The sequence below is a fragment of the Paenarthrobacter sp. Y-19 genome (genome assembly GCF_029223985.1).
In the GTDB taxonomy this organism is placed as follows: Bacteria; Actinomycetota; Actinomycetes; order Actinomycetales; family Micrococcaceae; genus Arthrobacter; species Arthrobacter nicotinovorans.
In genome coordinates this window covers 17,105-42,085 of the sequence record NZ_CP119414.1, presented here as the reverse complement: position 1 = coordinate 42,085, position 24,981 = coordinate 17,105, and the positions used below count along the sequence as shown (strand labels likewise).

Genomic DNA, 24,981 nt, shown 5'->3' with positions numbered 1-24,981 from the left:
GCACATGATCAGCTCTGAAACCATCAATGACTACCTCTCCAGGCTGGCCTCCCGCCAGCCCACACCGGGCGGCGGTGCTGCCGCTGCGCTCCACGCGGCACAAGGAGCCGCGTTGGTTGCCATGGTGGCCCGGTACACCACAGGCGCGAAGTTTGAGCAGCATGCCGCGCTCGTAGCCCGGATCACCAGCGCCGCCGACCACCTTGTAGTGGAAGCCTTGCGCCTGGCCGACGCCGATGAGCACGCCTTCCAGACCGTCATTGACTCCTACAAACTCCCGTCGGACACGGACGAACTCAAGAGTGCCCGCAGCGCAGCCATCCAGGATGCCCTGGTCCAGGCAGCCCAAACTCCCGCGCAACTCATCCGGGTCGCCGGCGAGGTCGTCAGCCTCGCCACCGATCTCCTGGATGCGGCAAACCCCAACGTCATCAGCGATGTCGCCGCGGCTGCAGATGCCGCCCGCGCTGCCGCCACGACAGCGCGCGTGAACATCGACATCAATGTCGTGGCCATCAAGGACAGCGCCGCCCGCAGCCGCCTGGCGGGGCAGACGGACGGACTTGAGGACAAAGTGGTCCTCGCAGCCGATTCCCTGGTCAAGCGCGTCCGCGAAAGGATCCTCTCGTGAACACCCAAGTGCTTTCCGGCAAGCAACTGGCAACCCTCATTCAACAGCGCGCCGGGGAAGAAGTCCGCGCCCTGGAGAACAGCGGGCGCCATCCCGTCCTGGCCGTGGTGGTTGCCACCGATGACGAGTCGACGCTTTGGTACGTCCGCTCCATCGAACGTGCAGCCGAACGGCTGGGCATCGGTTGCAGGATCGTGGACCTGGGACCCGAGGCCACCGAGCAGGTACTGGCAAGCGTCCTCGGGGATCTCAGCACTGAACCTTCGGTCAACGGAATCATCCTGCAGACGCCGTTGCCGGTGGGCGTAAAGGCTGATTCGCTGGTGGGCCTCATCGCCCCGGAAAAGGACATCGACGGCGCCAATCCCCTCAGCCTCGGCCGCTTGGCTGTAGGCCAACCCGCCTTCGCCCCCGCAACAGCGCAAGCCGTGGTGGAACTGCTGGACCACTTCGACGTGCCCGTCGCGGGACGCAACGTGGCCGTCGTCGGACGATCCGCAGTAGTGGGCAAGCCGCTGGCCTTGCTCCTCCTGGAGCGGGACGCGACTGTCACCATCTGCCATTCCAGGTCGGGGCCGCTGGAGCGCTATACCCGGCCGGCCGACGTCGTGGTTGTTGCCGCCGGCAGGACGGGCCTGCTTAAAGGCGGCCACATCTCGCCGGAGACGGTAGTGGTCGACGTCGGAACCAACGTCCTGCCCGACGGCTCACTGGTGGGGGACGTTGACGAGGCGAGCGTCACCGGTGTCGCGGCCGGGTTGACCCCGGTGCCCGGCGGCGTAGGCTCAGTCACCACAGCCCTGTTGCTCCTGCACACGGTTGAAGCCGCACGGCAGCAGGAGCCGGCCCAATTGGCCACCGCCACCTCCTCCGCCCGGATCTGAAGGGAAACCTCATGGCTACCAAAGCCCCCGACGGAAACATTGATGAGTCAAAGCTGACCGTCACCAAACCCAAAACCAAGGCGGTGGGCATCCCGGCCGTCGCCAACGCGTTGAAAATCTCGCTGGAACAGATGGGTCCGGTGCGCAGCGTCCAGACCCTGCTCGCCGTAAACCAGCTGGACGGTTTCGACTGCATGGGCTGTGCCTGGCCCGAACATGAAAAGCGGAACGCGGCGGAGTTCTGCGAGAACGGCGCCAAAGCCGTTGCTGAGGAAGCCACCCGCCGGCGCGTCACTCCCGAATTCTTCGCCAAGTACTCAGTGGAAGAACTGAAGACCCGCGACGACTACTGGCTGGGCCAACAGGGGCGCCTGACGCATCCCATGGTCCTTGAAGAAGGAGCCACCCACTACACCCCGATCGACTGGGACGACGCTTACGAGCTGATGGCCCGGGAACTCAGGGAGCTGGAAAGCCCGGACCAAGCGGTGTTCTACACCTCGGGCCGGACGTCCAACGAAGCAGCTTTCGTATATCAGCTCCTGGTCCGCGGAATCGGCACGAACAACCTGCCCGACTGTTCCAACATGTGCCACGAATCCTCCGGTTCCGCCTTGGTGGAAACGATCGGTATCGGTAAAGGCTCCGTCAGCCTCACCGATCTGGAAACGGCGTCGCTGATCTTCGTCGCCGGGCAAAATCCCGGAACCAACCACCCTCGCATGCTCAGTGCGCTGGAGAAGGCCAAGAAGAACGGTGCGGTCATCGTGTCCGTCAATCCACTTCCCGAAGCCGGACTCCTGCACTTCGAAAACCCGCAGCATGTGGCAGGAATGATCCAAGGAACGCAGCTGACGGACGATTTCCTGCAGATCCGTGCCGGTGGCGACCAGGCTCTCTTCCAGGGCCTGGGTAAATACCTCCTGGAAGCCGAAGCCGAGGGCCGCAAGACCCCGGGCCTGGAAACCGTTCTTGACCATGCGTTCATCAATGACCACACCGTGGGCATCGACGACTATCTCCGTTTCCTGGAGAAGGTGGAATGGGATGACATCGTGGAGGCAACGGGGCTCACCCTGGAACAGATCCACGCCACCGGTGAACGGCTTCTGGCTTCCAGCGCCACCATTGTCTGCTGGGCCATGGGCCTCACGCAGCACAAGCACTCCGTGCCCACGCTCCGCGACGTTGTGAACGTCTTGCTGCTCCAAGGAAACATCGGCAAGCCCGGCGCCGGCGTCTGCCCTGTGCGTGGCCACTCGAATGTCCAGGGCGACCGCACCATGGGCATCTTTGAGAAGATGCCGGAAGCATTCCACGACCGACTGGACCAGGAATTCGAATTCCGTTCGCCCCGGGACCACGGCTATGACACTGTTGCGGCCATCCGTGCCATGCGGGACGGGAAAGTCCGTTTCTTCATGGGAATGGGCGGCAATTTCGTGCGGGCCGCCCCCGACTCGGAGGTCACCGAGCACGCCTTGGCCAACACCCGGTTGACCGTCCAGATCTCCACCAAGCTGAACCACTCGCACCTGTCCACCGGCCGGCGGGCACTGATCCTGCCGACCCTCGGCCGCACCGAAAAGGACACCCAGCGAACCGGTGACCAGCGGGTCACCGTGGAAGATTCCATGAGTGCTGTCCACGCCTCACGTGGCCGCCTGAAGCCTGCAAGCGAGCACCTCCACTCCGAAGTCGCGATCGTCTGCAACCTCGCGGAAAAGCTTTTCACCGACGGGTACCAACGCTTGCCCAACGCCCCCAGGGCTTCCTGGCTCGCCATGAGGGACGACTACACCCTGATCAGGAAACACATCGAGGCGGTCTTCGACGGTTTCGAAGACTTCGAAGCCCGGATCCAGCATCCCGGCGGCTTCGTGCTGCCCCACCCGCCCCGCGACGCCAGGAAGTTCGACACAGCCTCCGGGAAAGCGCACTTCACGGGCAATGAACTGGAGTTCATCAAAGTCCCGCCGGGCAAGCTGGTCCTCCAAACCCTGCGCTCCCACGACCAGTACAACACCACCATTTACGGCAAGGACGACCGGTACCGCGGCATCCACGGCGGGCGTCGGGTGGTGCTGATCAACGCAGGGGACATCAGCGAGCTCGGCTTTGCCGATGGGGACATGGTCCACCTGGTCTCAGAGTTCCACGGGACAGAGCGACGGGCCGAAAACTTCCGCATCGTTTCCTATTCGACGCCGAAAGGCTGCGCCGCCGCGTACTACCCCGAAACCAACGTCCTGGTGCCGCTGGATTCCGTCGCCGACACCAGCGGCACCCCGACCTCGAAGTCCGTGATCATCCGGCTGGAAAAGGCCTAGCCGCACCACAACTGTCCATTTGTCCGTTTATCGATATGTCCAACTGTCCGTGAATGGTGCTTCGGTGGCCTGAAACCTGGGGAGGTATTCCTCATCGAAGCACCGCTTTCGGACCGTTGGACAGCTCAGTTCAACAACAGCAAGGAACAGGGAGTAACCATGTCAGGAAACAGAGCAGTCGCCTACAAGGAACCCGGTGTCGTCGAAATCATCGACACCGACTACCCAACGTTTGAACTCAAGGACGGACCGGGCGTCAACCCGGCCAACGTCGGCAGGAAGGTCCCGCATGGGGCCATCCTGCGGACAGTGACCACCAACATCTGCGGTTCGGACCAGCACATGGTCCGCGGACGCACCACCGCACCGCAGAACCTTGTCCTTGGCCACGAAATCACCGGTGAAGTGGTGGAGGTGGGACCCGACGTCGAATTCATCAAGGTAGGTGACATCGTCTCGGTTCCGTTCAACATCTCCTGTGGCCGCTGCCGGAACTGCAAGGAACAGAAGACCGGCATCTGCCTCAACGTCAACCCCGACCGCCCCGGCAGCGCCTACGGCTACGTGGACATGGGGGGCTGGGTCGGCGGACAGGCGGAGTATGTCCTGGTCCCGTACGCGGACTGGAACCTCCTGCGCTTCCCGGACCGGGACCAGGCCCTGGAGAAGATCATGGACCTGACCATGCTCTCGGACATTTTCCCCACCGGCTTCCACGGCGCAGTCACAGCCGGTGTCGGCGTCGGGTCCACCGTGTACGTTGCCGGTGCCGGTCCCGTGGGCATCGCTGCCGCGGTCGGCGCCCAACTGCTGGGGGCCGCCGTCGTGATTGTGGGCGACATGTACGAGGACCGCCTGGCCCAGGCCCGATCCTTCGGCTGCGAAACCGTCAACGTCTCCCAAGGCGATCCCAAGGATCAGATCGAGCAGATCCTGGGCGTTCCGGAAGTGGACTGCGGCGTTGACGCTGTGGGCTTCGAAGCCCGGGGACACGGAAAGGACGCCTCGCACGAAGCCCCGGCCACCGTGCTGAACTCACTCATGGATATCACCGCGGCCGGCGGCGCCCTGGGCATCCCGGGCCTCTACGTGACCGGCGATCCGGGCGGAATCGACGACGCCGCCAAGCACGGTTCGCTCTCCCTGTCGTTGGGGACGGGCTGGGCCAAGTCCTTGTCCTTCACCACCGGTCAATGCCCCGTGATGAAGTACAACCGCCAATTGATGATGGCCATCCTCCACGACAAGGTCCAGATCGCCAAGGCGGTCAACGCCCAGGCCATCCCGCTCGAAGACGCCCCCCGCGGCTACGCCGAATTCGACGCCGGAGCCGCAACCAAGTTCGTACTGAACCCCAACGGTTACGTGAAGGCCTGACAACAGCTACCGGGGACTGCGCGGCAGTAATTACGGGAAGGCCGTGCAGTCCCCGGTGCCTTCCACACCGGAAGCACCACCCAGGAAACGGACATCCATGCTTGCACAAGAGGAGTTAACAGCCGGCCTCCAGCGGAACCATGCCATGACGTGGGCCGAAGCCCGGCAACTGGCGTACCACTGCGCAGCTCCCCTCCCCTCCGCACCAACAAACCTCGACGCGGCGATCGGCTGCACTTTGGCCCGCGATGTTGTTGCCCGGCAGGACCTTCCCCATTACGCGTCATCAGCCATGGACGGCTGGGCCATCAGCGGTGAAGGGCCCTGGGCACTCACCGGGCCCGGGCGGCGCCTTTCTGCCGGAGAAGCCAGTGTCATTGCCACCGGAGGCCTTATTCCTGCCGGAGCCACCACCGTGCTCCGCAAGGAAAGCGGACAGCTGTCCGACGACGGGCACCTCACCTTGGGGCCGGAGGTGAAACCGGGCGAAACACTTCCCGGCCGCCACATCCGCCCGGCCGGCGAAGAAGCCACCGCAGGCGACGTCCTCATACCCGCCGGCACCCTCCTCAATCCGGCACACCTTGCCCTGGCCGCGGTGGCCGGCCACGATCAGCTGCAGGTACAGCGCAAGCCGAGGGTCGCCGTCGTCATGACCGGTTCTGAAGTGGTCACCTCAGGTGACCCCGCGCCCGGACAGGTGCGCGATGCTTTTGGTCCGCAGCTCAATGCCGTCATCCCGCAATTGGGCGGAGTGCCGGATGGGCAGCTACGGATCGGCGACTCGTACGGAGAGTGGCTGGCGGCACTGGACGGCGCCGGTGGCGGGCGGCGTCCCGAGGTGACGATCACCACCGGAGGCACCGGAAAATCCGGTACAGACCACTTCCGTGCCGCCGTTGGGGCGCTCGGCGGGCGGCTCCTGCTGGACGGGGTAGCCATGCGCCCCGGACATCCCGCCGTCATGGCCGAACTGCCGGACGGTCACTTCATCATCGGGCTGCCGGGCAATCCGCTGGCAGCCATGCTGGCCCTCATGACCCTGGGCGAACCCCTGCTCGCCGCCCTGGGAAACCGCCCCTTCCAGGAGGCCACTCCGCTGCTTTCCGGCGCCGACATCGAACCCGTTCAGGGAAAGACGCGCCTCATACCCTGCCGGCTCATCCGCGGGCTGGTGTTCCCGGCCGCCCACGCTGGTCCCGGGATGATGCGCGGGCTCGCGTGGGCCGACGCGTATATGGCGGTGCCTCCGGAAGGAGCAGTGGCCGGCGAGCCGGTTCCCGTGCTGCCCCTGCCATGGACAGCGCCCATCGGTAACCCGGGCCAGAACCAGCCAGGAAGGCCCACCGTATGGCCCGCATGACGCAGCGCAGGAAAATCCACCGTTTCCAGCTCGATGGGACGGGCGGCGAGCACCCTGTTCGTCACAAAGAGGACGTCCTGGCTGCCGAGGAGCCACTGGAAATCAGGATCGGTGGGACCTCCTTCGCAGTGACAATGCGGACACCCGGGGACGACTTCGATCTTGTGGCCGGGTTCCTGGTGTCCGAGGGCATCATCCGGAACCCATCGGAACTGCTCTCCCTGCGGTTCTGTGCCGGCGAAAAGGACGGGACACAGACCTTCAATGTCGTCGACGCCCAGCTGCGCCCGGACGTGCCCCTGCCGGACACCAAACGCCACGTCTACACGTCCAGCTCTTGCGGCATCTGCGGAACCGACTCGATCGACGCCGTGCGCAAGACCATCCACTACGATGCGTCCCTGGATGGGCTGCGGGTTCCCGTTGATCTCCTGGCCGGGCTGCCGGACCGCCTCCGTGAGGCCCAGGCCGTTTTCGACAGGACCGGCGGTGTCCATGCTGCGGGACTCTTCAGGGTGGATGGTTCCGAGCCGGAGCTCCTGTGCCTTCGCGAGGACGTGGGGCGCCACAACGCCGTCGACAAGGTGGTGGGGTGGGCACTCCGCCAGGACCTGTTGCCGCTGACGGGCCTGGTCCTGCAGGTCTCCGGCAGGGCATCGTTCGAACTCGTCCAGAAGGCCGCGCTGGCCGGAATACCGGTCTTGTCAGCGGTCAGCGCACCCTCGAGCCTGGCGGCCGATCTTGCAGTGGGGACCGGCCTGACCCTGGTGGGCTTCAGCCGTGGCCACAGCCTGAACGTCTATGCAGGAAGGGAACGACTCATCGATTCACGGGCCAACGTCCCGGAGGTGGCCGTCAGCGCATAAGTTACGAGTGCCCCATGATGTGAAAGAGTCCGTGTAAAACTCCGTCTAGGATGAGGAAAGACGAGGGTGCAGGCCGTTCAGGGCTACCAGGCCCAGGGCCGCCTGCCTGGACAACGACACGAGGCAGCATGGCCGCACGCAACAACCCGGACTTCGAAAAGGACGCGGACGCCCAGGGCGGAGGCGTCCAGTCAGTGGACCGCGCCCTCCAGATCCTGGAAATCCTGGCCCGGGAAGGCGACGCCGGAGTGAGCGAAATCGCCGAGGAGATGGGCGTCCACAAATCCACCGTGTCCCGGCTTGTGGGCTCCCTGGTTGGCCGCGACCTCGTCCGGCAAAACAGCGAACGTGGCAAGTACCAGTTGGGCTTCGGCATCCTCCGCCTGGCGTCATCCATCCCCGGCAGGCTGAGTGTTGTCCACGAGGCACGGGAAGTGCTGGAGGCCCTGGCTCACGAGTACAAGGAGACGGTCAATCTGGCTGTCCTGAGGTCCAACTATGCGGTCAACGTGGACCAGGCGATGGGACCGTCGACGTTGGCCACCTATGACTGGGTGGGGAGCCTGACGCCGTTGCATGCCACGTCGAGCGGCAAGGTTCTCCTGGCAGCACTGACGGCAGACGAAAGAACCCAGGTTTTCAAGGCGGTCGGGCTGCCTGCACGAACGCCCCGCACGGTGACGAACCGCGGAGAGCTGGAGAAGCAACTGCTGGACGTGGCCCGCAACGGATACGCCACGGTCCACGAAGAGTTTGAGATCGGCCTCACCGCCGTGGCTGTGCCCATTTTCAACCACACCGGCAGTGTCATTGCCGCCGTGAGCATCTCCGGTCCGGCGTTCCGTTTTTCGCCAGAAGAGCAGCCGGGCCTCATCGATGGACTGCGCGAGGCCGGGCTGAGTATCAGCGCCAGGATGGGCTACAGGCCCCGTTAGTCCGGACCCGTAACCAGCTCTTCCCCCGCGGCGCTCTTGGCGCAACGGTCATCATGATAGGCAACACCCCACGTCAAGGCCAATTGATATATCAAGTGGCCGTCAAAGACGGGAAAAGCCTTGACTTTGATGTGTGACGGGGCGCACTCTGTTGCTTAGCGCGAATGTTGTTGATTCATGCGGAACGTTCCTAACCTTCTCCGAACGCACAGCCCAAGGCCGTGTATCAACGCAAAACCCATGACTCGCCGAGCAAAGGACCCGCTCATGGCTACAAACAGTGACATAAAACCGTTAACACCTGAGGAGTTGCCTGCCGACGATCGTCCGGCAGGCAGTCCAGCAACCCGACCCGCCCACGTGGAGCTCCCTGAAGAAGTCATCAGCAGCTCCCCCGATGCAACAAACCCGGCAGCCCTCAACGACGAGGATGGAGGCGCAGAGACTCTCCCCGATTCTGAAGAATACGATCAGATCCTGGTGGAACTGCGCAACGCCAAGACCGAGCAGGCCGTCTCCGCCCGCCGGAACCAGAAACTTACCCTCGACAAAGTCACCTTCGGGATCACGGGCGCCATCGCCGTCGCCTTCGTGGTCTGGGGCTTTGTCGGACGCGACAGCCTTTCGGAAACATCCAAAGGGGCCCTGAACTGGGTCATGGAATACACAGGCTGGCTCTTCATGGTCCTCGCCTCCTTGTTCGTCGTCTTTGTCCTGTGGCTGGCCCTGGGCAAATTCGGCAACATCCCGCTGGGCAAGGACGGCGAGAAGCCCGAATTCCGCACCGTCTCCTGGGTGGCCATGATGTTCGCCGCGGGCATGGGCATCGGCCTCATGTTCTACGGCGTGGCTGAGCCTCTCTACCACTACATCTCGCCCCCGCCAGGAACCGTGGACGGCCGCACGCCCGCCGCCATCCAGACCGCCATGGCCACCTCGATCTTCCACTGGACCCTCCACCCGTGGGCCATGTACGCAGTGGTTGGCATCGCCATGGCCTACGGGACCTACCGCCTCGGCCGCAAACAGCTGGTCTCCGCAGCGTTCACTTCGCTGTTCGGCATCCGGATGGTCGAAGGGCCGATCGGAAAGTTCATCAACATCCTTGCCATCTTTGCCACCCTCTTCGGAACCGCTGCTTCCCTGGGCCTCGGCGCCCTGCAAATCGGCAGCGGCATGACGTCCAACGGCTGGGTGGGTGAGATCGGCACTCCCGTGCTGGTGGTCATCGTGGCCGTCCTGACGTTCTGCTTCGTAGCATCAGCGGTTTCCGGCATCAGCCGCGGAATCCAGTGGCTGTCCAACATCAACATGGTCCTGGCCGTGGTGCTTGCACTCATCGTCTTCGTTGCCGGCCCCACCCTGTTCATCCTCAACCTGATCCCCTCGGCCATCGGCGACTACGCCCGCGACCTCGCGGAGATGTCGTCCAGGACAGAAGCCGTGGGCGATGACGCGTTGCGCAGCTGGATGACCAGCTGGACCATCTTCTACTGGGCCTGGTGGATCTCCTGGACGCCCTTCGTTGGCCTCTTTATCGCGCGCATCAGCCGAGGCCGCACCATCCGCCAATTCGTTACCGGCGTGCTTCTGGTCCCCAGCGTTGTCAGCGTGATCTGGTTCGGCATCTTCGGCGGAGCCGCATTCCACGTCCAGCAGGAAGCGGACAAGGCCGGTACGCCCGGCCTGGTGACCACGACCAACGGGGTCCCTTCAGTCAACTTCGACGGCGCACTCTTCGACCTCGTCAAGAACCTTGGAATGCCCGGCTGGGCCACGGCCGCTGTCATTGTCCTGGCCATGGTGCTCGTGGCGATCTTCTTCATCACCGGTGCCGACGCGGCCTCCATCGTCATGGGCTCACTCAGCTCCAACGGTGCTGAGCACCCCCGCCGTGCCGTGGTCATCTTCTGGGGAAGCCTCACCGGTGCTGTTGCAGCGGTCATGCTGCTGGCTGGTGGTGATGAACCATCCGAAGCCCTGGCCGGATTGCAAAGAGTCACCATCGTGGCGGCGCTGCCGTTCGTGATCGTCATGCTGCTGCTCTGTTTCGCCCTGACCAAGGACCTGCGGCGCGATCCCCTGTCGCTGCATAAGCGACTTGCCACCTCGGTGGTTGAACGAGCCATCCGGACCGGTGTCGAGCAACACGGCGGCGTCCAGTTCGACCTCGTCACCAAGCATGAGTGCGCCGGGAAATGTAACGAGTCCGATTGCCCCGGAGGAACGGCCACAGGGACCATACCGCTCGTCGGCAAACCCCAGCTGAACTCCGAAGACAAGTGACCGGCTCCGCCCCAAGCACTTCACCTGCACAGTTCTTTACCTGCACAGTTCATCCCACATAGTTAGGGCCCGCATGTCTTACATCTCAACCACCGACGGAACCCTCCGGCTCAGCCACCAGGCAAACGACGTGACCCTCACCTTGGACGCCTCCAAGCCCATGACGCTGCGCATCGAGGTTGACCGTTGTCCCTGCGGCTCGGAACACAGCCGCCCCGGTTCCTACGTCGACAGCGACTTGAACAACTAGCACCGCAACTTAACAGCAAAGCAGGCGCCGGATTCTTCCGGCGCCTGCTTTTGTTTGTACTGCTGTTGGCTGTTTGTACTGCTGTGGGGCTGTTTGTACTGCTGTGGGGCCTGGGCCTACTTGGGCATCAGCACCGAGTCAACCAGGTACACCGTGGCGTTGGCGGTCTGGACGCCACCGCAGATGACGTTGGCGCCATTCACGGTGAGGGCGTCCTTGGTGCCTGCAACAGTCACTTCGCCACCCTCTACAGTCTTGTGGGTGCCTACGATCTTGTCCGGGGACAGCTGGCCGGGGACTACGTGGTAGGTGAGGATCTTGCTCAGCAGGGCGTCATCGGTCTTGAGCGTTTCGATGGTGGCCGGGTCGATCTTGGCGAAAGCGTCATCAACCGGTGCGAAGACCGTGAATTCGCTGCCGTTCAGGGTGGAGACCAGGTCAACCTTGGGGTTGAGCTTGCCCGAGACGGCGGCGGTGAGGGTCTTGAGCAGCGGGTTGTTGGAAGCAGCGGTTGCTACCGGGTCCTTGGCCATTCCTGAGACCGAACCGGCACCGTCCGGAACCTGTGCGGCGTAGCCGGCGCAGCCGGGGCCTACAAGGTTGGCGGCGGGATCCATGGCGGCGCTGCTCATGGGGGACGACGACGGCGACGGTGCCGTCGACGACGGAGCCGCGGAGGAACTCATCGGGGCGGGTGACGAAGAAGAGGGCGAGCTGGAGGTGCTGGATCCACCACAGGCAGTGAGCCCGAGAAGGGTGGCTGCAGTGAGGCCAACGAAGGCGAGGGCGGGGCGCTTTGTGGACAACATGTCATTCTCCTTGTTTTTGGAACCAGGGCGTTGGGTCCATTGGGTGGTGGGACACGGGCTGCAGGTACCGCTTTTGCTGTACCTCCGGTTTGTGTCTCACCAACTATTCGGAGGATGGGGCAGGGTGGATGGGTGCGGATTGAAAAAGTTTTTCGAACCCTTTGAAACGGGGTTCACTTATGGCCCGCGGTGAGGCCATGCCGGGCCATAAGTGAACCCCGTTTTTACAAGTACGGCCGCGTGATGAGTTCGAGCGCGTGGCCCGAAGGGTCTTTGAAGTAGACGCCCCGGCCGCCGTGCTCGGTGTTCGTCTCACCCGGGCGGGTCATCTGCGGATCGGCCCAATGTTCGACGCCGGCACTCAGCAACCGCTGATAGGCGCGGTCGAAGTGTGCGTCGTCCACGAGGAACGCATAGTGCTGCATCTGGATCTCCACCGGCGGCTCAGCGAACTGGAGCATCACTCCTCCAGCCAAAGTGAGGTTGCAGAATGGTCCCCAGCCGGGAGCTTCGTCGGCTTCGAGGATGGACCGGTAGAACCTGGCAGAAATTTCGCGGTCAAGGGACGCGATGATGGTGTGGTTGAAAAGCGCTGGCATTCATGACTCCTTTTATGTGGGTTCGTTTCGATGGGTTGCTGGGTCATCGATCCACAAGGCGGAGCACGCTGGCGCGTCAGAGGTCGGCCGGGTAGCCGATCCGTGCAGGGCAGAAGCCCGATCCGGTCATCACGACCGCAAGCCTACCTGAGCGTCGCGGCAGTCCTGGCATATTTCCCGCCGTCGCCCCAAAACCCGTCCACCCGCCGTCGTCCGTTGCCCACCACCGGCCCGGGTGACAGGATGGGCGGCATGGCTATCGAGGTGAGACCGGCGACGGTGTTCGATGACGTGAAGACCATGGTCGGTCCAAAGCGCCCCGATTCCAACGTGTGCTGGTGCCTGAGTTACAGGATCCCGTCCAGGCTGAACCAAAGCCTCCAAAGACAGGAGCGCGGAAAGTACGTCGAGAAGCTGGTCGCCGAAGACCCGCCTCCCGGGGTGTTGGCGTACGACGGCGACGAAGTAGTTGGGTGGGCAGCGGTGCACCCGCGCGCGGACACCAGTTTCGCGACGAACCGAAAGATCCCGCAGGTGGACGATGCCAAGGTGTGGTCCGTGTGGTGCATCCGTGTGCGGCCCGGGCATCGCGGCAAGGGCATCTCCCACGAGTTGCTGCGCGGAGCCATCGAATTCGCCAAGAGCCATGGCGCCCCGTTCATTGAGGGCTATCCCGTGGACAACCAGGGCGGCAAAGTGGACCTGACCATGGCTTATGTGGGTACGCGAAAGCTCTTCGAGAAGGCCGGCTTCAAGAAGGTGGCCGAGACGACGTCCGTGCTCAACGGTTTCCCCCGGGTGCTCATGCGCCTGGACCTGCGCTGAAAACCATCCAATTAGGCGCCGTGTAACCGCGCCGTCATCCGGTGCGCTTCCTCGAGCAGCAGCTTGCCCAGGAACTCCTGCCGGTCAGGGCGGAACCGTGGCTCGATCCCCGTCAGGGACAAAGCCCACGCCGGCCGGCCCTGCGGGTCAAACACCGCAGCCCCCATGCCCCAGCTGCCTTCAAGAATCAGTCCGGGATTCACGGAGTAGCCGGTCAAACGGGTCTGCTCCAGGTTGTCCCGCACCACGTCCGCGGGGTGTCCTGAAGCGAAGTCTCCCGCATGTGCCGGCCAATCCGCCAGCAGGGACTCTTGCTCCTCAAGAGGCAGGAAAGCCATGATCGCCGTTCCTGCCGAAGCGATGCCCAGAGGAAAGCGGACGCCCTCGTGCAGCACGAACGACCTCACAGGGAACGAACCTTCTTCACGCAGCACGCACACTGTTTCATTGCCCCGGCGGATGGAGAAGAACGCGCTCTCCCCGGTTTCGGCTGCCAAGCGGCGCAATGACGGGCGGGCAATGTCTTCCATGGGAAAACGGGCCGCCGCCACCGACCCCAACAGAAAGACTTCCGGCCCCAACACCCATTTACCGGAGCTTGAATCGTGTTCCAGCAGGCCCTCCGCAGCCAGCGAGGTCAGTAGCCGGTGCACAGTTGGTCTAGTCAGCCCGGATTCACGAACCAAACCCGCCAACGAGGTGCCCTCGGGTTTCCGTCCCACCAGCCGAAGCAGCAGCGCTACGCGCCCCACCACTTGCGCTCCCTGTACCGTCACCACGACCTCCTGAAGATTTCATCCACAATATGGACAGCTTCCACCATAGCGTCCATAGGGTGAGTAGCCAACGGGAGAGAGCATTGACCCGTCCCCCCAATAAACCTAGGCTCCAAGGAAAGACCGGATTGTCCACAAAGTGGATGCCACTCAGCAACACTCAACATCACTCAACGAGGAGTCCACCATGTCCAAGATCCACGCGAGCGCAGCCCAAGCGCTCCATGACCTGATGGCAGACGGCCTGACCATCGCCGTCGGAGGTTTTGGCCTCAGCGGCATCCCCGCCGACCTGATCGACGCCGTTCGCGCGTCGGGCGCCACGGATCTGACCATTGTTTCCAACAACATGGGCGTGGACGGCAAGGGACTGGGCGTGCTGATCGAGGCGGGCCAGGTCCGGAAGGTCATTGCTTCCTACGTGGGCGAGAACAAGCTCTTCGCTGAGCAGTATTTGGCTGGCCAGCTGGAGGTCGAGTTCACCCCGCAGGGCACCCTGGCCGAGCGCCTTCGCGCCGGCGGCGCCGGCATTCCCGCTTTCTACACGCGGACGGGCGTGGGCACCTTGGTTGCCGAAGGCAAGCCGCTCGAAGAGTTCGACGGCGTCACGTACGTCCGCGAGCGCGCCATCACTGCCGACGTCGCACTGGTCCACGCCCACACCGCGGACACGGACGGCAACCTGATTTACCGCTACACCGCACGGAACTTCAACCCGGTGGTGGCCACGGCAGGCACCGTAACCATTGCCGAGGCCGAGGTCATCGTGGAACCGGGCGAGCTGGACCCCAACCACATTGTCACCCCGGGCGTCTACGTCCAACGGCTTGTCCAGGCAAGCAACCGGGTCAAGGACATCGAACAGCGCACAGTCCGCCAGCGTGCTGAAGCGCACCACGCCGAACCCCTCACGGTCTGAAGCAGAAGGAGCAAACCATGGCTTGGACACGAGACCAGATGGCCGCGATTGCGGCAGAAGAACTGAACGACGGCGACTACGTCAACCTCGGCATCGGCATTCCCACGCTGGTGGCCAACAACCTGCCCGATGGCGTGCGGGTAGTCCTCCAGAGCGAGAACGGGCTACTGGGCATGGGTCCGTTCCCTTATGAGGGCGAGGAAGACGCCGACCTTATCAACGCAGGCAAGCAAACAGTCACCATCACCCCCGGCGGGAGCATCTTCGACTCCGCAACGTCATTCGGCATGATCCGTGGCGGGCACGTGAAGGTAGCCATCCTTGGCGCCATGCAGGTGTCCGGCAGCGGCGACCTCGCCAACTGGACCATCCCCGGCAAGATGGTGAAGGGCATGGGCGGTGCCATGGACCTGGTGGCCGGGACACCGCGCGTCGTGGTCCTGACCGAGCACAACGCCAAGGACGGTTCGGCCAAGATCGTCACCGAATGCACCCTCCCCCTCACGGGACTCCGCTGCGTGGACCGGATCATCACGGACCTCGCCGTTTTCGACATCGTGCCGGTTACGGAAGGGAACGACGGCGGCACCCGCCTGCTGCTGACCCGACTCGCCCCGGGCGTCACCGTGGAAGAGCTCCGCGAAAAGACCGGGGCCGGGTTCGCGGTAGCGCTCGCCTCTGTTGAACACACCCTCGAAGGAGCCAACGCATGAGCCTCAAAGACCAGTTCGGCAAAGACATCCTGCTCACGGGATGGGGCCACAGCAAGTTCGGGAAGCTGACCGATGAGACTCTGGAATCCCTGATCGTCCAGGTGGCCGGGGAGGCCATCAGCAACTCCGGGCTGGACCCCAAGGACATCGACGAGATCTACCTCGGCCAGTTCAACTCCGGCATGCAGCCGCTGGGCTTCACGTCGTCCCTGGCACTCCAGCTCTCCGCGGACCTGGCCAACGTCCCCGCGACCCGGACGGAGAACGCCTGCGCTTCCGGGTCCGCCGCCTTCCTGCAAGGCGTCAAAGCCGTGCTGGCCGGGACTGCCCGGAACGTGCTGGTGATCGGTGCGGAAAAGATGACCGACGCCGGAGCCGACGTCGTGGGGGCAGCGCTGCTCGGCGCTTCCTACGAAATGGCTGGTAAAGCCTCCAGCACCGGATTCACGGGCCTCTTCGCGGAGGTCGCCAAGCATTATGACAAGCGCTACGGCGCAGGCATCACCGGTCCCGGTGTCCAAGGCCTCGGCGATGTCCTGGGTTCCATCGCCGCCAAGAACCACCGCAACGGCATGGACAACCCTTACGCCCAGATGCACCGCGACTTCGGCGAGGAATTCTGCCGGACCATTTCGGACAAGAACCCCATGGTGGCCGAACCGTTGCGCCGCACCGACTGTTCGCCGGTCTCGGACGGAGCTGCCGCCGTCGTGCTGTCAACGTCGGCGACCGTGGGTGCAACCGCCCCCGTGCGCCTGGCCGGTTTCGGCCACGCGAACGATTTCTTCCCCGCAGAACGCCGCGATCCCACCGAATTCGCCGCCACCCGGGCGTCGTGGGAGCGCGCCTTCGCCATGGCCGGGGTCGGCATTGAGGGGCTGGACTTCGCCGAGGTTCACGACTGCTTCACCATCGCCGAACTCATCATGTACGAGGCCATGGGCCTGGCTCCCCGCGGTGAAGGATCCCGGGCCGTCACGGAGGGTTGGGTCTACAAGGACGGCAAGCTCCCCATCAACGTCTCCGGCGGCCTGAAAGCGAAGGGCCATCCGGTGGGCGCCACCGGTGTGTCGCAGCATGTCATCGCCGCGATGCAGCTCAGCGGAACCGCCGGCGACATGCAGTTGCCCAAAGCCCGTCGCGGAGCCGTCCAGAACATGGGCGGCGTGGGCATCGCCAACTATGTGAGCGTGCTGGAAGCCGTCTAGTCCATCTACGTCAGCGGGACCTGATCAGTGCCGCGATCTCCGTAAACCCGAGCCGCTCTGCATTTTGCAGGGCGGTTCGGCCTTGTGGATCGCGGATGTCCGGGTTGGCTCCGGCCGCGAGGAGTTGCCGGACCACGTCCTGCTGCTTGGGGCCGCCGTTGTTGAGCAGGATGGCTTCCTGCATAGCGGTCCAGCCCAGGTTGTTGACGTGGTCCACGGGCACACCAGCGGCGATAAGGATCCTCACTGTCTCCGTGTGTCCGTGTTCGCTCGCGGGGATCAGGGCGGTGCCGCCGTAGCGGTTGGTGCTGCGCACGTCCGCCCCTGCTGCCAAGGTCAGCTCCAGGACCTCGTTGAAGCCCTCCGCGCCGGCGTAGAGGAACGCGGAGTCTTGGATGTCGTCCTTGGCGTTCACGTTTCCGCCGGCCGCTATCAGCTCCCGGACCCTGGCAACGTCGTTGGCCTTCGCGGCGAGGATCAGGAGTCGGTCGGTTTCCATTTGGGCCTCCGGTGTCAGGGTGGGCGGCACGGCAGCCGACGACGTCGGGCCGGGACCCGCGCCCGATGGTTCGGCTGAAGTGGGGGCTGCCTGTGTCGGCGTTTGGTCGGAAGGTGAGGCGGCGGAAGGTGAGGCGGCCGCCGTCGAGCTCTGTGTAGTTGACGGCCCGGGCGACGACGGCGCGCACCCGGCCACGAGCCCGACCAGCACCAACCCCGCCCCCACCACCCGAGTTTTTGTCCAGATATCGCCCTTAAGGGGCTCCCATAAGGGCATCACGTGTACAAAAACTCGGGCGCGGGTGGTCATGGGTCGAGGCTACTTCGCCGCTGCGGCCAAGGCTTCTGCGCCGGCGGTGGCGCAGGCCTCGTCGAGGGCACCGTCGGGAGCGCCGCCAACACCGATGCCGGCAACAGAAACGCCGTTGACCTTCAGCGGAACTCCACCGGCCAGGAACAGTGTGCCGGGGAGGTCGGCGATCGAGGGACCGTTGCCGTTGATGCGCTTGGCCAGCTCGCTGGTGGGAGCACCGAACGCGGCAGCCGTGTAGGCCTTCTGCTTGGCAGCTTCGATGGTGTGTTCGGCGGCGTTGTCACCGCGGAGGACTGCCTGGACGGTGCCGAAGCGGTCCACCAAAGCGACGGTAACGAATGGCAGCTTGTCCGCCTGGCACTTGGCCAGTGCGGCATTCACGGCTTTGCTGGAAGCGCCCACGGTGATGCGGTTCTGCGCCACGACGTTCTCGGGGGCGGGCTGCACATCCGCGGCAACCTTTGCAGGCGCGGCCTCAGGTGCCGCGACAGGTGCCACGGCGTTGGCCACAGCCGTGATTCCGCCGGTGAGCAACAGCGCTCCGGCAGCAGCGGCGGCAATCATCTTGTTGGACTTCTTCACGGGGGGTTCTCCTTCGGGACTGCATGGACATTCCGAGTACACATCCATGCTTCCCGGACGGCCCCGTTGCCACATCGGCCCGAAGCAGGCCCCGGGCTCATCCTTTCCGCACGCTGTATCAGCCAAAAGGTGGAGAGACCAATAACCGCCCGGGACCTAGCATGGAAAGATCGCCCACCACAGCAAGAAGCCGCCACAGCCAGGAACGGAACCGGGAACCATCCATGCCAACTGCTCCTCCACAGCCAGGGCCAAGCAGCCGCTTCGACGGCCGCATCGATGCCGTGGTGCATGTGGGCTTCGCCGTGCTGATGGTGGCCTCCGGGGTCCGGTACGTCATGCGGCACTCCCCCGCGGACAACCTGTGGACGGTGGCTTTGGCGGCGGCAGTGTGCGGGCTCTACGCCATCACCGCCCTCCTGGCACATCGACGCCCGGCCCGGGGCAGCCACTGGATCCCGTGGATGATCGCCCTTGTGGCAGCGTGGGCCGCCCTGGTGATCGTGGCTCCGAGCTTTGCGTGGTGCTCGTTCGCCATCTTCTTCCTTGCGCGCAGGGCTTTCCGCGGCTGGGCCGGATACGCGGCCAGCAGCGTGACCGCAGCGGCCACCGCCGTCGGGCTCTTCCGGATGAGCGGCTGGACGGACGTTGCCATGCTGCTTGGCCCGCTCGCCGCGGGTGCCCTCCTGACCTTGATCTACGACAAGATCGAACGCGACCAGGAGCAGTTGGCCGCAACCGAACGGCAGGCCGGGATCGCCACCGAACGCGAGCGCGTCTCCCGGGAAATCCACGACACCGTGACCCAAGGCCTGGCAAGCAGCCTGCTTCTGCTGGAGGCGGCGCAGCGCTCCTGGCCGGATGGTTCGGCCCAGCGGGACGTTGCCAAGGCGTCCGGCCTGTTGAGGCGGAACCTCGCCGACACCCGCAGCCTGGTGCACGAACTTTCCGCGCCGGGTCTCGAATCAGGCCCGCTTCCGGAAGCCCTGCAGCACGCCGCGAGCCAATATGTGGATACCATCCAGGTCCACGTCACCGGCGATGAACGGCCGCTCCCCGCAGAGGTCCGCCATGCCCTGATCCGGGTGACCCAAAGCGCAGCGGCCAACATCAAGCTCCACGCGCACGCGGACCACTCCAGCGTGACGCTTGGGTACCTCCCGGAGTCGGTCACCTTGGACGTGTACGACGACGGACGCGGCTTTGATCCCGCAGCGGTACCTGCGCCGTCGGAAACCGGAGGGTACGGCCTGCGGGCCATGCGGCAACGGGTTGAGCAGCTGGGTGGAGAATTGTCAGTGGAGAGCTCGCCGGGTGAAGGCACCATCATCGCGGCGCAGCTGCCGCTCAGCCAGCCTGCCCGGTCGTCCAAGGAGGGCCTGTGACCGCCATTTCCGTTCTGCTCGTTGACGACCACACCGTGGTCCGGAGCGGACTCAAGGCGCTGTTGGGCACCCAGGCGGACTTCGCCGTCGTCGGTGAAGCCTCCTCCGGCGAAGACGCTCTGGAAGCGGCCCGGGTGCACTCGCCGGCGGTTGTGCTGATGGATCTGGCCATGGGAGCCGGGATGGACGGCATCGAAGCCATCAAGCAGCTCCGGCAACGCAACCCGCAGCAAGCGGTGATCGTGTTCACCACCTACGACTCCGACGCCGACATCGTCCGCGCCGTGGACGCCGGAGCCATGGGGTACCTGCTCAAGGATGCCGCGCCGGAGGAAATCTTCGCAGCCGTCCGTGGTGCTGTGCAGGGCAAGAGCGTGATGAGCGCACCGGTCGCCTCACGGCTGTTCCAGCAAATGCGGAATCCGGACGACATCCTTACTCCGAGGGAAGCCGAGCTGCTCAGCCTGCTGACCGAGGGACTCAGCAACCGGGACCTCGGAAAACGCCTCTTCATCTCCGAGGCCACGGTCAAAACACACCTGGCACACATCTACGCCAAACTCGGTGTCGAGACGCGTGCAGCAGCCATCGCAACAGCCATCCGGCGCGAGGGGATGCGGTAAAGGCACACGGTTGGTTACGCTGACCATATGTCGGACACAACGGGTCGCAGAATGTTCACAACTCCAGGGACAGCTTTGTTGGTCCGGGGAGCCCTCGCCATCGTTTTCGGACTGCTGGTCCTGGTCTTGCCCAGCGCCACGGCGTTTGCAGTGGTGGTGGTGTTCGGCTTCTTCGCCATCATCGACGGCATCACCAGTGTGGCCCACTACTTCTACGACCCCGCCGGCCGCTCACGCTGGAGCGTTGTGGGTGGATTCATCTCCATCGCCGCCGGCATACTGGCCATCGCCTGGCCCGGCATTACCGCTGCCGTCATTGGCGTGATCATCGGCTTGTGGGCCCTGGTACTGGGGATCTCGCAGATCATCCTGGCCCTTGCCGCCCGCAGCTTCATCCGCAGCTGGGGACTATGGCTGCTCACCGGCCTCATCACCACGGTGTTCGGAATAGTGGTCCTGGTCAATCCGGGCATCGGGCTCCTCGGCCTGATGGGAATGCTCGCAGCTTTCGCCATTGTGACCGGCCTGCTCCTGATCGCTTCGGGCATCGGTCTCCGCAAGCTGGCCAACACCCAGCCGCTGTATGGCCACTAGCTTCGGCGCGGTAAAAAGCCGTAGGGGGATGCGCTCAGCCCCAAGTTCGGTAAGTTAGTGGCTGTGAAGATAGCTACCTGGAATGTGAACTCCCTCCGTGCCCGAGCCGACCGTGTTGAAGCGTGGCTTGAGCGCAGCGACTGCGATGTCCTGGCCATCCAGGAGACCAAGTGCAAGGACGAGAACTTCCCTGGGGAACTCTTTGAACGCATGGGATACGAGGTAGCGCACTTCGGCGTGAACCAGTGGAACGGCGTGGCCATTGCCTCCCGCGTGGGCCTGGAAGACGTTGAGCGCACCTTCGTGGACCAGCCTGCCTTCGGCAAAGCCGGCAAGGACCCCGCCCAGGAAGCCCGCGCGATCGCTGCCACCTGCGGCGGAATCCGCGTTTGGAGCCTCTACGTTCCGAACGGCCGCTCCCTGGACGACGAACACATGCCCTACAAGATCAAGTGGCTCGAAGTCCTGCGGGACCAGGCCGCCGAATGGGTCAAGGCCGACCCCAACGCGCAGATCGCCCTCATGGGTGACTGGAACATCGCCCCGTTCGACGACGACGTCTGGGACATCCAGCTTTTCCGCGACAACAACTACACGCACGTCAGCGAACCCGAGCGCGCAGCGTTCCACGCGTTCGAAACCGCCGGATTTACCGACGTCGCACGTCCCTATACGCCGGGGCCGGGGGTCTACACGTACTGGGACTACACGCAGCTGCGGTTCCCCAAGAAGGAGGGCATGCGGATCGACTTCTGTCTGGCCTCCCCGGCACTGGCTTCCCGCGTCACGGGTGCGTCCATCGACCGCGAGGAACGCAAGGGGAAGGGCGCCTCGGATCACGCTCCCGTGATCGTGGAGCTCACCGACTGAGCACTGCACCTGATGACTCATTGACGAAAGGGGTGGCTGGACATGGCGGGTAGTCTGTACCGGGGCCAGGCGGGACTGCCGTTCTCTTCGTCGCTGCGCATTTACGAGCCGCTTGAGGCGTTCCCTCCCGAGCAGCAGCGCCAGCTTGTGGCGGAGGGCAGCAAGGCAGGTTCCCGGGCCGCCGTCGAAAATGCGGAGCTCCAGGCCTCGCTGGGACGCATCACCCGCTCCGGCGGCGATCCGTTCCCCACCGGCCGCACCGATCTGGTCCGCATGACGCGGGTCCCCATGGGACGGCACGCCGCTCCCGGCAATGATGAGGACGACGCCGGACGGCTGCTTTACTGCCCCAGCCAACTGGTGATTCGGGCCGGCTTGGCGGCCAACGCGCTCATGGACGGAGTCCACAGTCCGCTGGCCGACCTGCTCATTCCGGTTTCGCAAAGGGACAAACACCAGATGCGGATCGACCGGATCAACGCCCGCGAAGACGCCAAACGCGTCCACACCCGGGCCTCAACCTGGGGTATCCCGTTCAGCTGGTTCTCGCTGTTTGCCGAATCGGACCGCAAAGACGTCGTCGAGTCCGACGGCCGCATCCTGACGGTGCGGGTATGGACCCCACTGACTGAAGCCTTGGAAAGGGCCCGGTTTTCCGTGGCCCATCTGGCGCTGGCCGCTCCGGACCTGGACATGCTGGATGACCTGACGCAGCTCACTGAGTGGCTTGAGCTGTTCCACGTCCAGTCGATGGTGGAGCTCGATTACGGCGCCGTTGCAGACAAGGTGTACCCGGACGACTCCCCCATGGATGTCCGCTTGGGCATCGAGTGCCTGGCCGAAGGCGACATGACAGGCGCCGCGGCCGCGTACCGGCGCCTGGCTTCCCGCTGGATTCCCATCCGGCAGTTGGCGCGCGCTTCGTAGCTTCACGGTTTCCAGGTTCCCGCTTGTGCGGGCTCCTGCGTCCTTAGTTGGGGCTGTTGGTGAATTTCCCGTTCGGCGGCGCTGTAGTCTCGCGGACAATCAACTGGTGGGGAGCCACGGCGGAGTGCACCGCTCCGACGTTGCCGTCGAGTTCGTCCAACAGCATCTTGGTCGCAAGTTCGGCTTGGTTGTCCGGGCGCTGGCCGACAGTGGTCAGGCCCAGCGAGGACGAGAAATCGTGGTCATCGATACCGATCACGGAGAGGTCCTCCGGGACCCGCACCCCGTGGCGGCCGGCTTCAAAAATCACGCCCATCGCCATCTCATCGGAGGAACAGAAGATCGCGGTCGGTTTCCGGCCGGGCTGGCTCCACAGCCGGTTGAAGGCCTGCTGCCCGCTGGCGACGGTGAAGTCACCCCACTGGTCCCACTCAGGGCGGACTTCCAGCCCGGCGTCGGACATGACTTCCTGGAACGCCTGGATCCGCACCCGGGGGACGTCGAAGTTCAGATCCGTTTCGTCATCGCCGTGCAGCAGGGCAATGTCCTTGTGTCCCAGATCCAGCAGGTGCTTCACGGCGGTGGATGCGGCGTCGTAGTCATTGATGCCGATGTAGGGGCAGTCCTCAACGTGGCCACCCACCACCACCAACGGAATGTCGATCTTGTGAAGATGCTCCAGTTCGTCCTCAGTCAAGGACATGCAGAGCACCAGCAGGGCGTCGATCTGCTTGTACACCATGGTGGAACTGAAGAGGCGTTCACGGTTACTGCCGTGGCCGCCTAGGTTGAACAAGGAGAGGTTGTATTTCCTTGAGTGCAGCTCACGGTCGGCGCCTTCGATGGCTTTCGAGAAGAACCACCGGCTGACGAAAGGAGCCAGGACGCCTATGGTCCGGGTGCGGCCCGTCGCCAGCCCGGAGGCCGACGACGACGCCACATATCCCAATGAACTTGCTACTTCGAGGATCTTCTCGCGGGTTGCGGGAGACACCCGCGGCAGTCCCCGCACTGCACGGGAGACGGTCGCCGTCGAGACTCCCGCTGCTGCGGCAACGTCCTCGATGCTGACGCCGGTGTGGCCGCCGCGTTGGGACCGCTCGTTCGTCTTTGCCACTCAAGCCCCCTTTTTTGGTGCATGCCGAAAGCCGAGGGCTCGTTCCCGGACGGCACCTTCCAGCCTATTCCGCCTGCCTGCTGTTCGCCGATTTCGCACAAGTTATTGCGACGCCGGTCAGGTACTGGTGTTCTCCATGGGCCGCCTCAACCAATCCGCCGTGTCGTCCGGCGCGGTAGCTTGCGCCGCAAGCGGAGCATTCCCCAGAGGGCGAGGACAACGGCCAGGAGCCCCAACGCCCAGCCGAGGGCGGGCTGGCCGGTGACCTCCATCGAGATGGTGGCCACCAGGAGCACCAGGCCCCAGAAGGCGAGGAACCCGATGATGATGTCGAAGTCCTCCGCGGACCGTACCCGTTTGGTGCCCGGGTCAGGCTTCGCTGCGGGGGACTCCCGACGTCGATTTCCGTAACTTGTCACTTGACAGCGCCTGCCGTAAGGCCGGCCACGATCTTGCGCTGGAAGATCAGCACAAGGACAACCAGCGGAATGGTCACCACGGTACCTGCGGCCATAACGGCTGTGTACGGTTCCTGGTGCGGCTGCGCACCGGCAAAGTACGCGATGGCTACCGTGACGGTCTTGGTGGCGTCATTCGACAACTGGCTGGCGATGAGGAATTCGTTCCAGGAGGCAATGAACGCCAGGATCGCCGTGGTGAACGTTGCCGGGGCTGCCAGCGGAAGGATCACTTTCCGGAACGCCTGTCCCTGCGTGCAGCCATCGATCCTTGCGGCTTCTTCGAGCTCCCACGGCATCTCGCGGAAGAAGGAGGTCAGCGTGTAGACCGTGAGCGGGAGAACGAAGGAAATGTTCGGAATGATCAGCGCCTGGTAGGTGCCGAACCAGCCGATGTTGGTGAACAACTGGAACAGCGGGGTAACCAAGGCAACGCCGGGGAACATCGATGCGCCCAGGATGAAGCCGAGGACCACGAACTTGAACCGGAAATTCAACCGGGCCAGGGCGTAGGCCGCAAACACACCGACCAGCAACGCTACGACTGTCGTCACGGCGCCAACGATCAGGCTGTTCAACAGGTTGCGGCCGAAGTGGTTGCCAAGGCTCTCATCGAACACCGTCGCGAAGTTGTCCCACGTGAAGTGGGTGAAGAACGGCGTGGTGTCGAACGTGTATCCGACGTCGCGGAAGGCCGTGACCAGCATCCAGTAGAAGGGTGCCATGCACCAGACGAGGATGATGGCGGCGCTGATGTAGGTGCGCAGCGACCCCCAGTTGAAGGGCCGTTTGGGCCGTTCCACGGAGTCGGCGGAGGTCTTCGAAGCTGTGGCTGTGCTCATC

At 64.2% G+C, this 24,981-nt stretch carries 26 protein-coding genes; 18 read left to right on the top strand and 8 right to left on the bottom strand.

Translation table 11 applies throughout. The annotated features are described in order from the left end of the window. Window positions 1-4: 4 nt before the first annotated feature. The 9 genes from PYR64_RS00260 to PYR64_RS00220 all read left to right on the top strand — a co-directional run bounded on the left by PYR64_RS00260 (window position 5) and on the right by PYR64_RS00220 (window position 10,922). A complete protein-coding gene (locus tag PYR64_RS00260) occupies window positions 5-631 on the top strand; it encodes a cyclodeaminase/cyclohydrolase family protein (RefSeq protein ID WP_055973839.1) in 627 nt (208 codons plus the stop codon). Beyond that, window positions 628-1,515 (top strand): bifunctional 5,10-methylenetetrahydrofolate dehydrogenase/5,10-methenyltetrahydrofolate cyclohydrolase, encoded by an 888-nt coding sequence (locus PYR64_RS00255; protein ID WP_275777633.1) that lies wholly within the window; start codon window positions 628-630, stop codon window positions 1,513-1,515. The genes PYR64_RS00260 and PYR64_RS00255 overlap by 4 nt, the downstream gene beginning before the upstream one ends. A gap of 11 nt (window positions 1,516-1,526) precedes the next feature. Continuing rightward, the gene (locus PYR64_RS00250; RefSeq protein ID WP_275777631.1) at window positions 1,527-3,845 is read left to right on the top strand and encodes an FdhF/YdeP family oxidoreductase; all 2,319 of its coding nucleotides are present in this window, start codon (window positions 1,527-1,529) and stop codon (window positions 3,843-3,845) included. 159 nt (window positions 3,846-4,004) lie between these two features. Next, on the top strand, window positions 4,005-5,222 hold the full coding sequence (fdhA, locus tag PYR64_RS00245) for a formaldehyde dehydrogenase, glutathione-independent (RefSeq protein ID WP_275777629.1): 1,218 nt from the start codon (window positions 4,005-4,007) through the stop codon (window positions 5,220-5,222). Between the two features lie 97 nt (window positions 5,223-5,319). Beyond that, complete coding sequence (locus PYR64_RS00240) at window positions 5,320-6,585, top strand: molybdopterin molybdotransferase MoeA (protein ID WP_275777627.1); 1,266 nt, start codon at window positions 5,320-5,322, stop codon at window positions 6,583-6,585. Next, window positions 6,573-7,451, top strand: coding sequence for a formate dehydrogenase accessory sulfurtransferase FdhD (gene fdhD, locus PYR64_RS00235; protein WP_275777619.1), 879 nt, complete (start codon window positions 6,573-6,575; stop codon window positions 7,449-7,451). The genes PYR64_RS00240 and fdhD overlap by 13 nt, the downstream gene beginning before the upstream one ends. A gap of 128 nt (window positions 7,452-7,579) precedes the next feature. Then, window positions 7,580-8,386, top strand: coding sequence for an IclR family transcriptional regulator (locus tag PYR64_RS00230; RefSeq protein WP_275777617.1), 807 nt, complete (start codon window positions 7,580-7,582; stop codon window positions 8,384-8,386). A 267-nt stretch (window positions 8,387-8,653) separates the two neighbouring features. Next, a complete protein-coding gene (locus PYR64_RS00225; protein ID WP_235338864.1) occupies window positions 8,654-10,672 on the top strand; it encodes a BCCT family transporter in 2,019 nt (672 codons plus the stop codon). A 73-nt stretch (window positions 10,673-10,745) separates the two neighbouring features. Next, complete coding sequence (locus tag PYR64_RS00220; RefSeq protein WP_018779508.1) at window positions 10,746-10,922, top strand: hypothetical protein; 177 nt, start codon at window positions 10,746-10,748, stop codon at window positions 10,920-10,922. A gap of 116 nt (window positions 10,923-11,038) precedes the next feature. Here PYR64_RS00220 and PYR64_RS00215 read toward each other — a convergent pair whose 3' ends face one another. After that, complete coding sequence (locus PYR64_RS00215) at window positions 11,039-11,731, bottom strand: fasciclin domain-containing protein (protein WP_275777611.1); 693 nt, start codon at window positions 11,729-11,731, stop codon at window positions 11,039-11,041. 224 nt (window positions 11,732-11,955) lie between these two features. Next, window positions 11,956-12,330, bottom strand: a complete 375-nt coding sequence (locus PYR64_RS00210) for a VOC family protein (RefSeq protein WP_275777609.1) — start codon at window positions 12,328-12,330, stop codon at window positions 11,956-11,958. A gap of 252 nt (window positions 12,331-12,582) precedes the next feature. Here PYR64_RS00210 and PYR64_RS00205 point away from each other — a divergent pair, with 252 nt between their 5' ends. After that, window positions 12,583-13,155, top strand: a complete 573-nt coding sequence (locus PYR64_RS00205; protein WP_018779512.1) for a GNAT family N-acetyltransferase — start codon at window positions 12,583-12,585, stop codon at window positions 13,153-13,155. A gap of 11 nt (window positions 13,156-13,166) precedes the next feature. Here the strand turns inward: PYR64_RS00205 and PYR64_RS00200 are convergent, their stop codons facing one another. Next, window positions 13,167-13,931 (bottom strand): IclR family transcriptional regulator, encoded by a 765-nt coding sequence (locus PYR64_RS00200; RefSeq protein ID WP_275777607.1) that lies wholly within the window; start codon window positions 13,929-13,931, stop codon window positions 13,167-13,169. A gap of 187 nt (window positions 13,932-14,118) precedes the next feature. Between PYR64_RS00200 and PYR64_RS00195 the strand changes: the two genes are divergently transcribed. The 3 genes from PYR64_RS00195 to PYR64_RS00185 are packed head-to-tail and all read left to right on the top strand — an operon-like array spanning window position 14,119 to window position 16,771. Continuing rightward, window positions 14,119-14,850, top strand: a complete 732-nt coding sequence (locus tag PYR64_RS00195; RefSeq protein WP_055973938.1) for a CoA transferase subunit A — start codon at window positions 14,119-14,121, stop codon at window positions 14,848-14,850. A 17-nt stretch (window positions 14,851-14,867) separates the two neighbouring features. Next, window positions 14,868-15,563, top strand: a complete 696-nt coding sequence (locus PYR64_RS00190) for a CoA transferase subunit B (protein ID WP_275777605.1) — start codon at window positions 14,868-14,870, stop codon at window positions 15,561-15,563. Then, entirely contained in the window at window positions 15,560-16,771 is a 1,212-nt protein-coding gene (locus PYR64_RS00185) for an acetyl-CoA acetyltransferase (protein ID WP_275777625.1), read from the top strand. Before PYR64_RS00190 ends, PYR64_RS00185 begins: the two co-directional genes overlap by 4 nt. Window positions 16,772-16,781: 10 nt before the next feature. On the opposite strand, the gene PYR64_RS00180 is transcribed toward PYR64_RS00185, so the two are convergent. After that, complete coding sequence (locus PYR64_RS00180) at window positions 16,782-17,546, bottom strand: ankyrin repeat domain-containing protein (protein ID WP_275780034.1); 765 nt, start codon at window positions 17,544-17,546, stop codon at window positions 16,782-16,784. Between the two features lie 42 nt (window positions 17,547-17,588). Continuing rightward, window positions 17,589-18,164, bottom strand: a complete 576-nt coding sequence (locus PYR64_RS00175) for a heme-binding protein (RefSeq protein WP_179128474.1) — start codon at window positions 18,162-18,164, stop codon at window positions 17,589-17,591. A gap of 224 nt (window positions 18,165-18,388) precedes the next feature. Between PYR64_RS00175 and PYR64_RS00170 the strand changes: the two genes are divergently transcribed. The 5 genes from PYR64_RS00170 (at window position 18,389) to PYR64_RS00150 (ending at window position 22,563) form a co-directional block, all read left to right on the top strand. Then, window positions 18,389-19,549, top strand: coding sequence for a sensor histidine kinase (locus PYR64_RS00170; protein WP_275777601.1), 1,161 nt, complete (start codon window positions 18,389-18,391; stop codon window positions 19,547-19,549). After that, entirely contained in the window at window positions 19,546-20,172 is a 627-nt protein-coding gene (locus PYR64_RS00165; RefSeq protein ID WP_275777599.1) for a response regulator transcription factor, read from the top strand. Before PYR64_RS00170 ends, PYR64_RS00165 begins: the two co-directional genes overlap by 4 nt. 27 nt (window positions 20,173-20,199) lie before the next feature. After that, entirely contained in the window at window positions 20,200-20,766 is a 567-nt protein-coding gene (locus PYR64_RS00160; protein WP_026267417.1) for a DUF308 domain-containing protein, read from the top strand. A 63-nt stretch (window positions 20,767-20,829) separates the two neighbouring features. Then, window positions 20,830-21,636 (top strand): exodeoxyribonuclease III, encoded by an 807-nt coding sequence (locus PYR64_RS00155; protein ID WP_275777623.1) that lies wholly within the window; start codon window positions 20,830-20,832, stop codon window positions 21,634-21,636. Between the two features lie 42 nt (window positions 21,637-21,678). Beyond that, a complete protein-coding gene (locus PYR64_RS00150) occupies window positions 21,679-22,563 on the top strand; it encodes a hypothetical protein (RefSeq protein WP_018779523.1) in 885 nt (294 codons plus the stop codon). A 43-nt stretch (window positions 22,564-22,606) separates the two neighbouring features. Here the strand turns inward: PYR64_RS00150 and PYR64_RS00145 are convergent, their stop codons facing one another. From PYR64_RS00145 to PYR64_RS00135, 3 genes are all read right to left on the bottom strand, one after another. Further along, window positions 22,607-23,680, bottom strand: coding sequence for a LacI family DNA-binding transcriptional regulator (locus tag PYR64_RS00145; RefSeq protein WP_018779524.1), 1,074 nt, complete (start codon window positions 23,678-23,680; stop codon window positions 22,607-22,609). A gap of 146 nt (window positions 23,681-23,826) precedes the next feature. After that, on the bottom strand, window positions 23,827-24,099 hold the full coding sequence (locus PYR64_RS00140; RefSeq protein WP_018779525.1) for a hypothetical protein: 273 nt from the start codon (window positions 24,097-24,099) through the stop codon (window positions 23,827-23,829). Then, a complete protein-coding gene (locus PYR64_RS00135) occupies window positions 24,096-24,980 on the bottom strand; it encodes a carbohydrate ABC transporter permease (protein ID WP_018779526.1) in 885 nt (294 codons plus the stop codon). Before PYR64_RS00135 ends, PYR64_RS00140 begins: the two co-directional genes overlap by 4 nt. Window position 24,981: the final 1 nt, after the last annotated feature.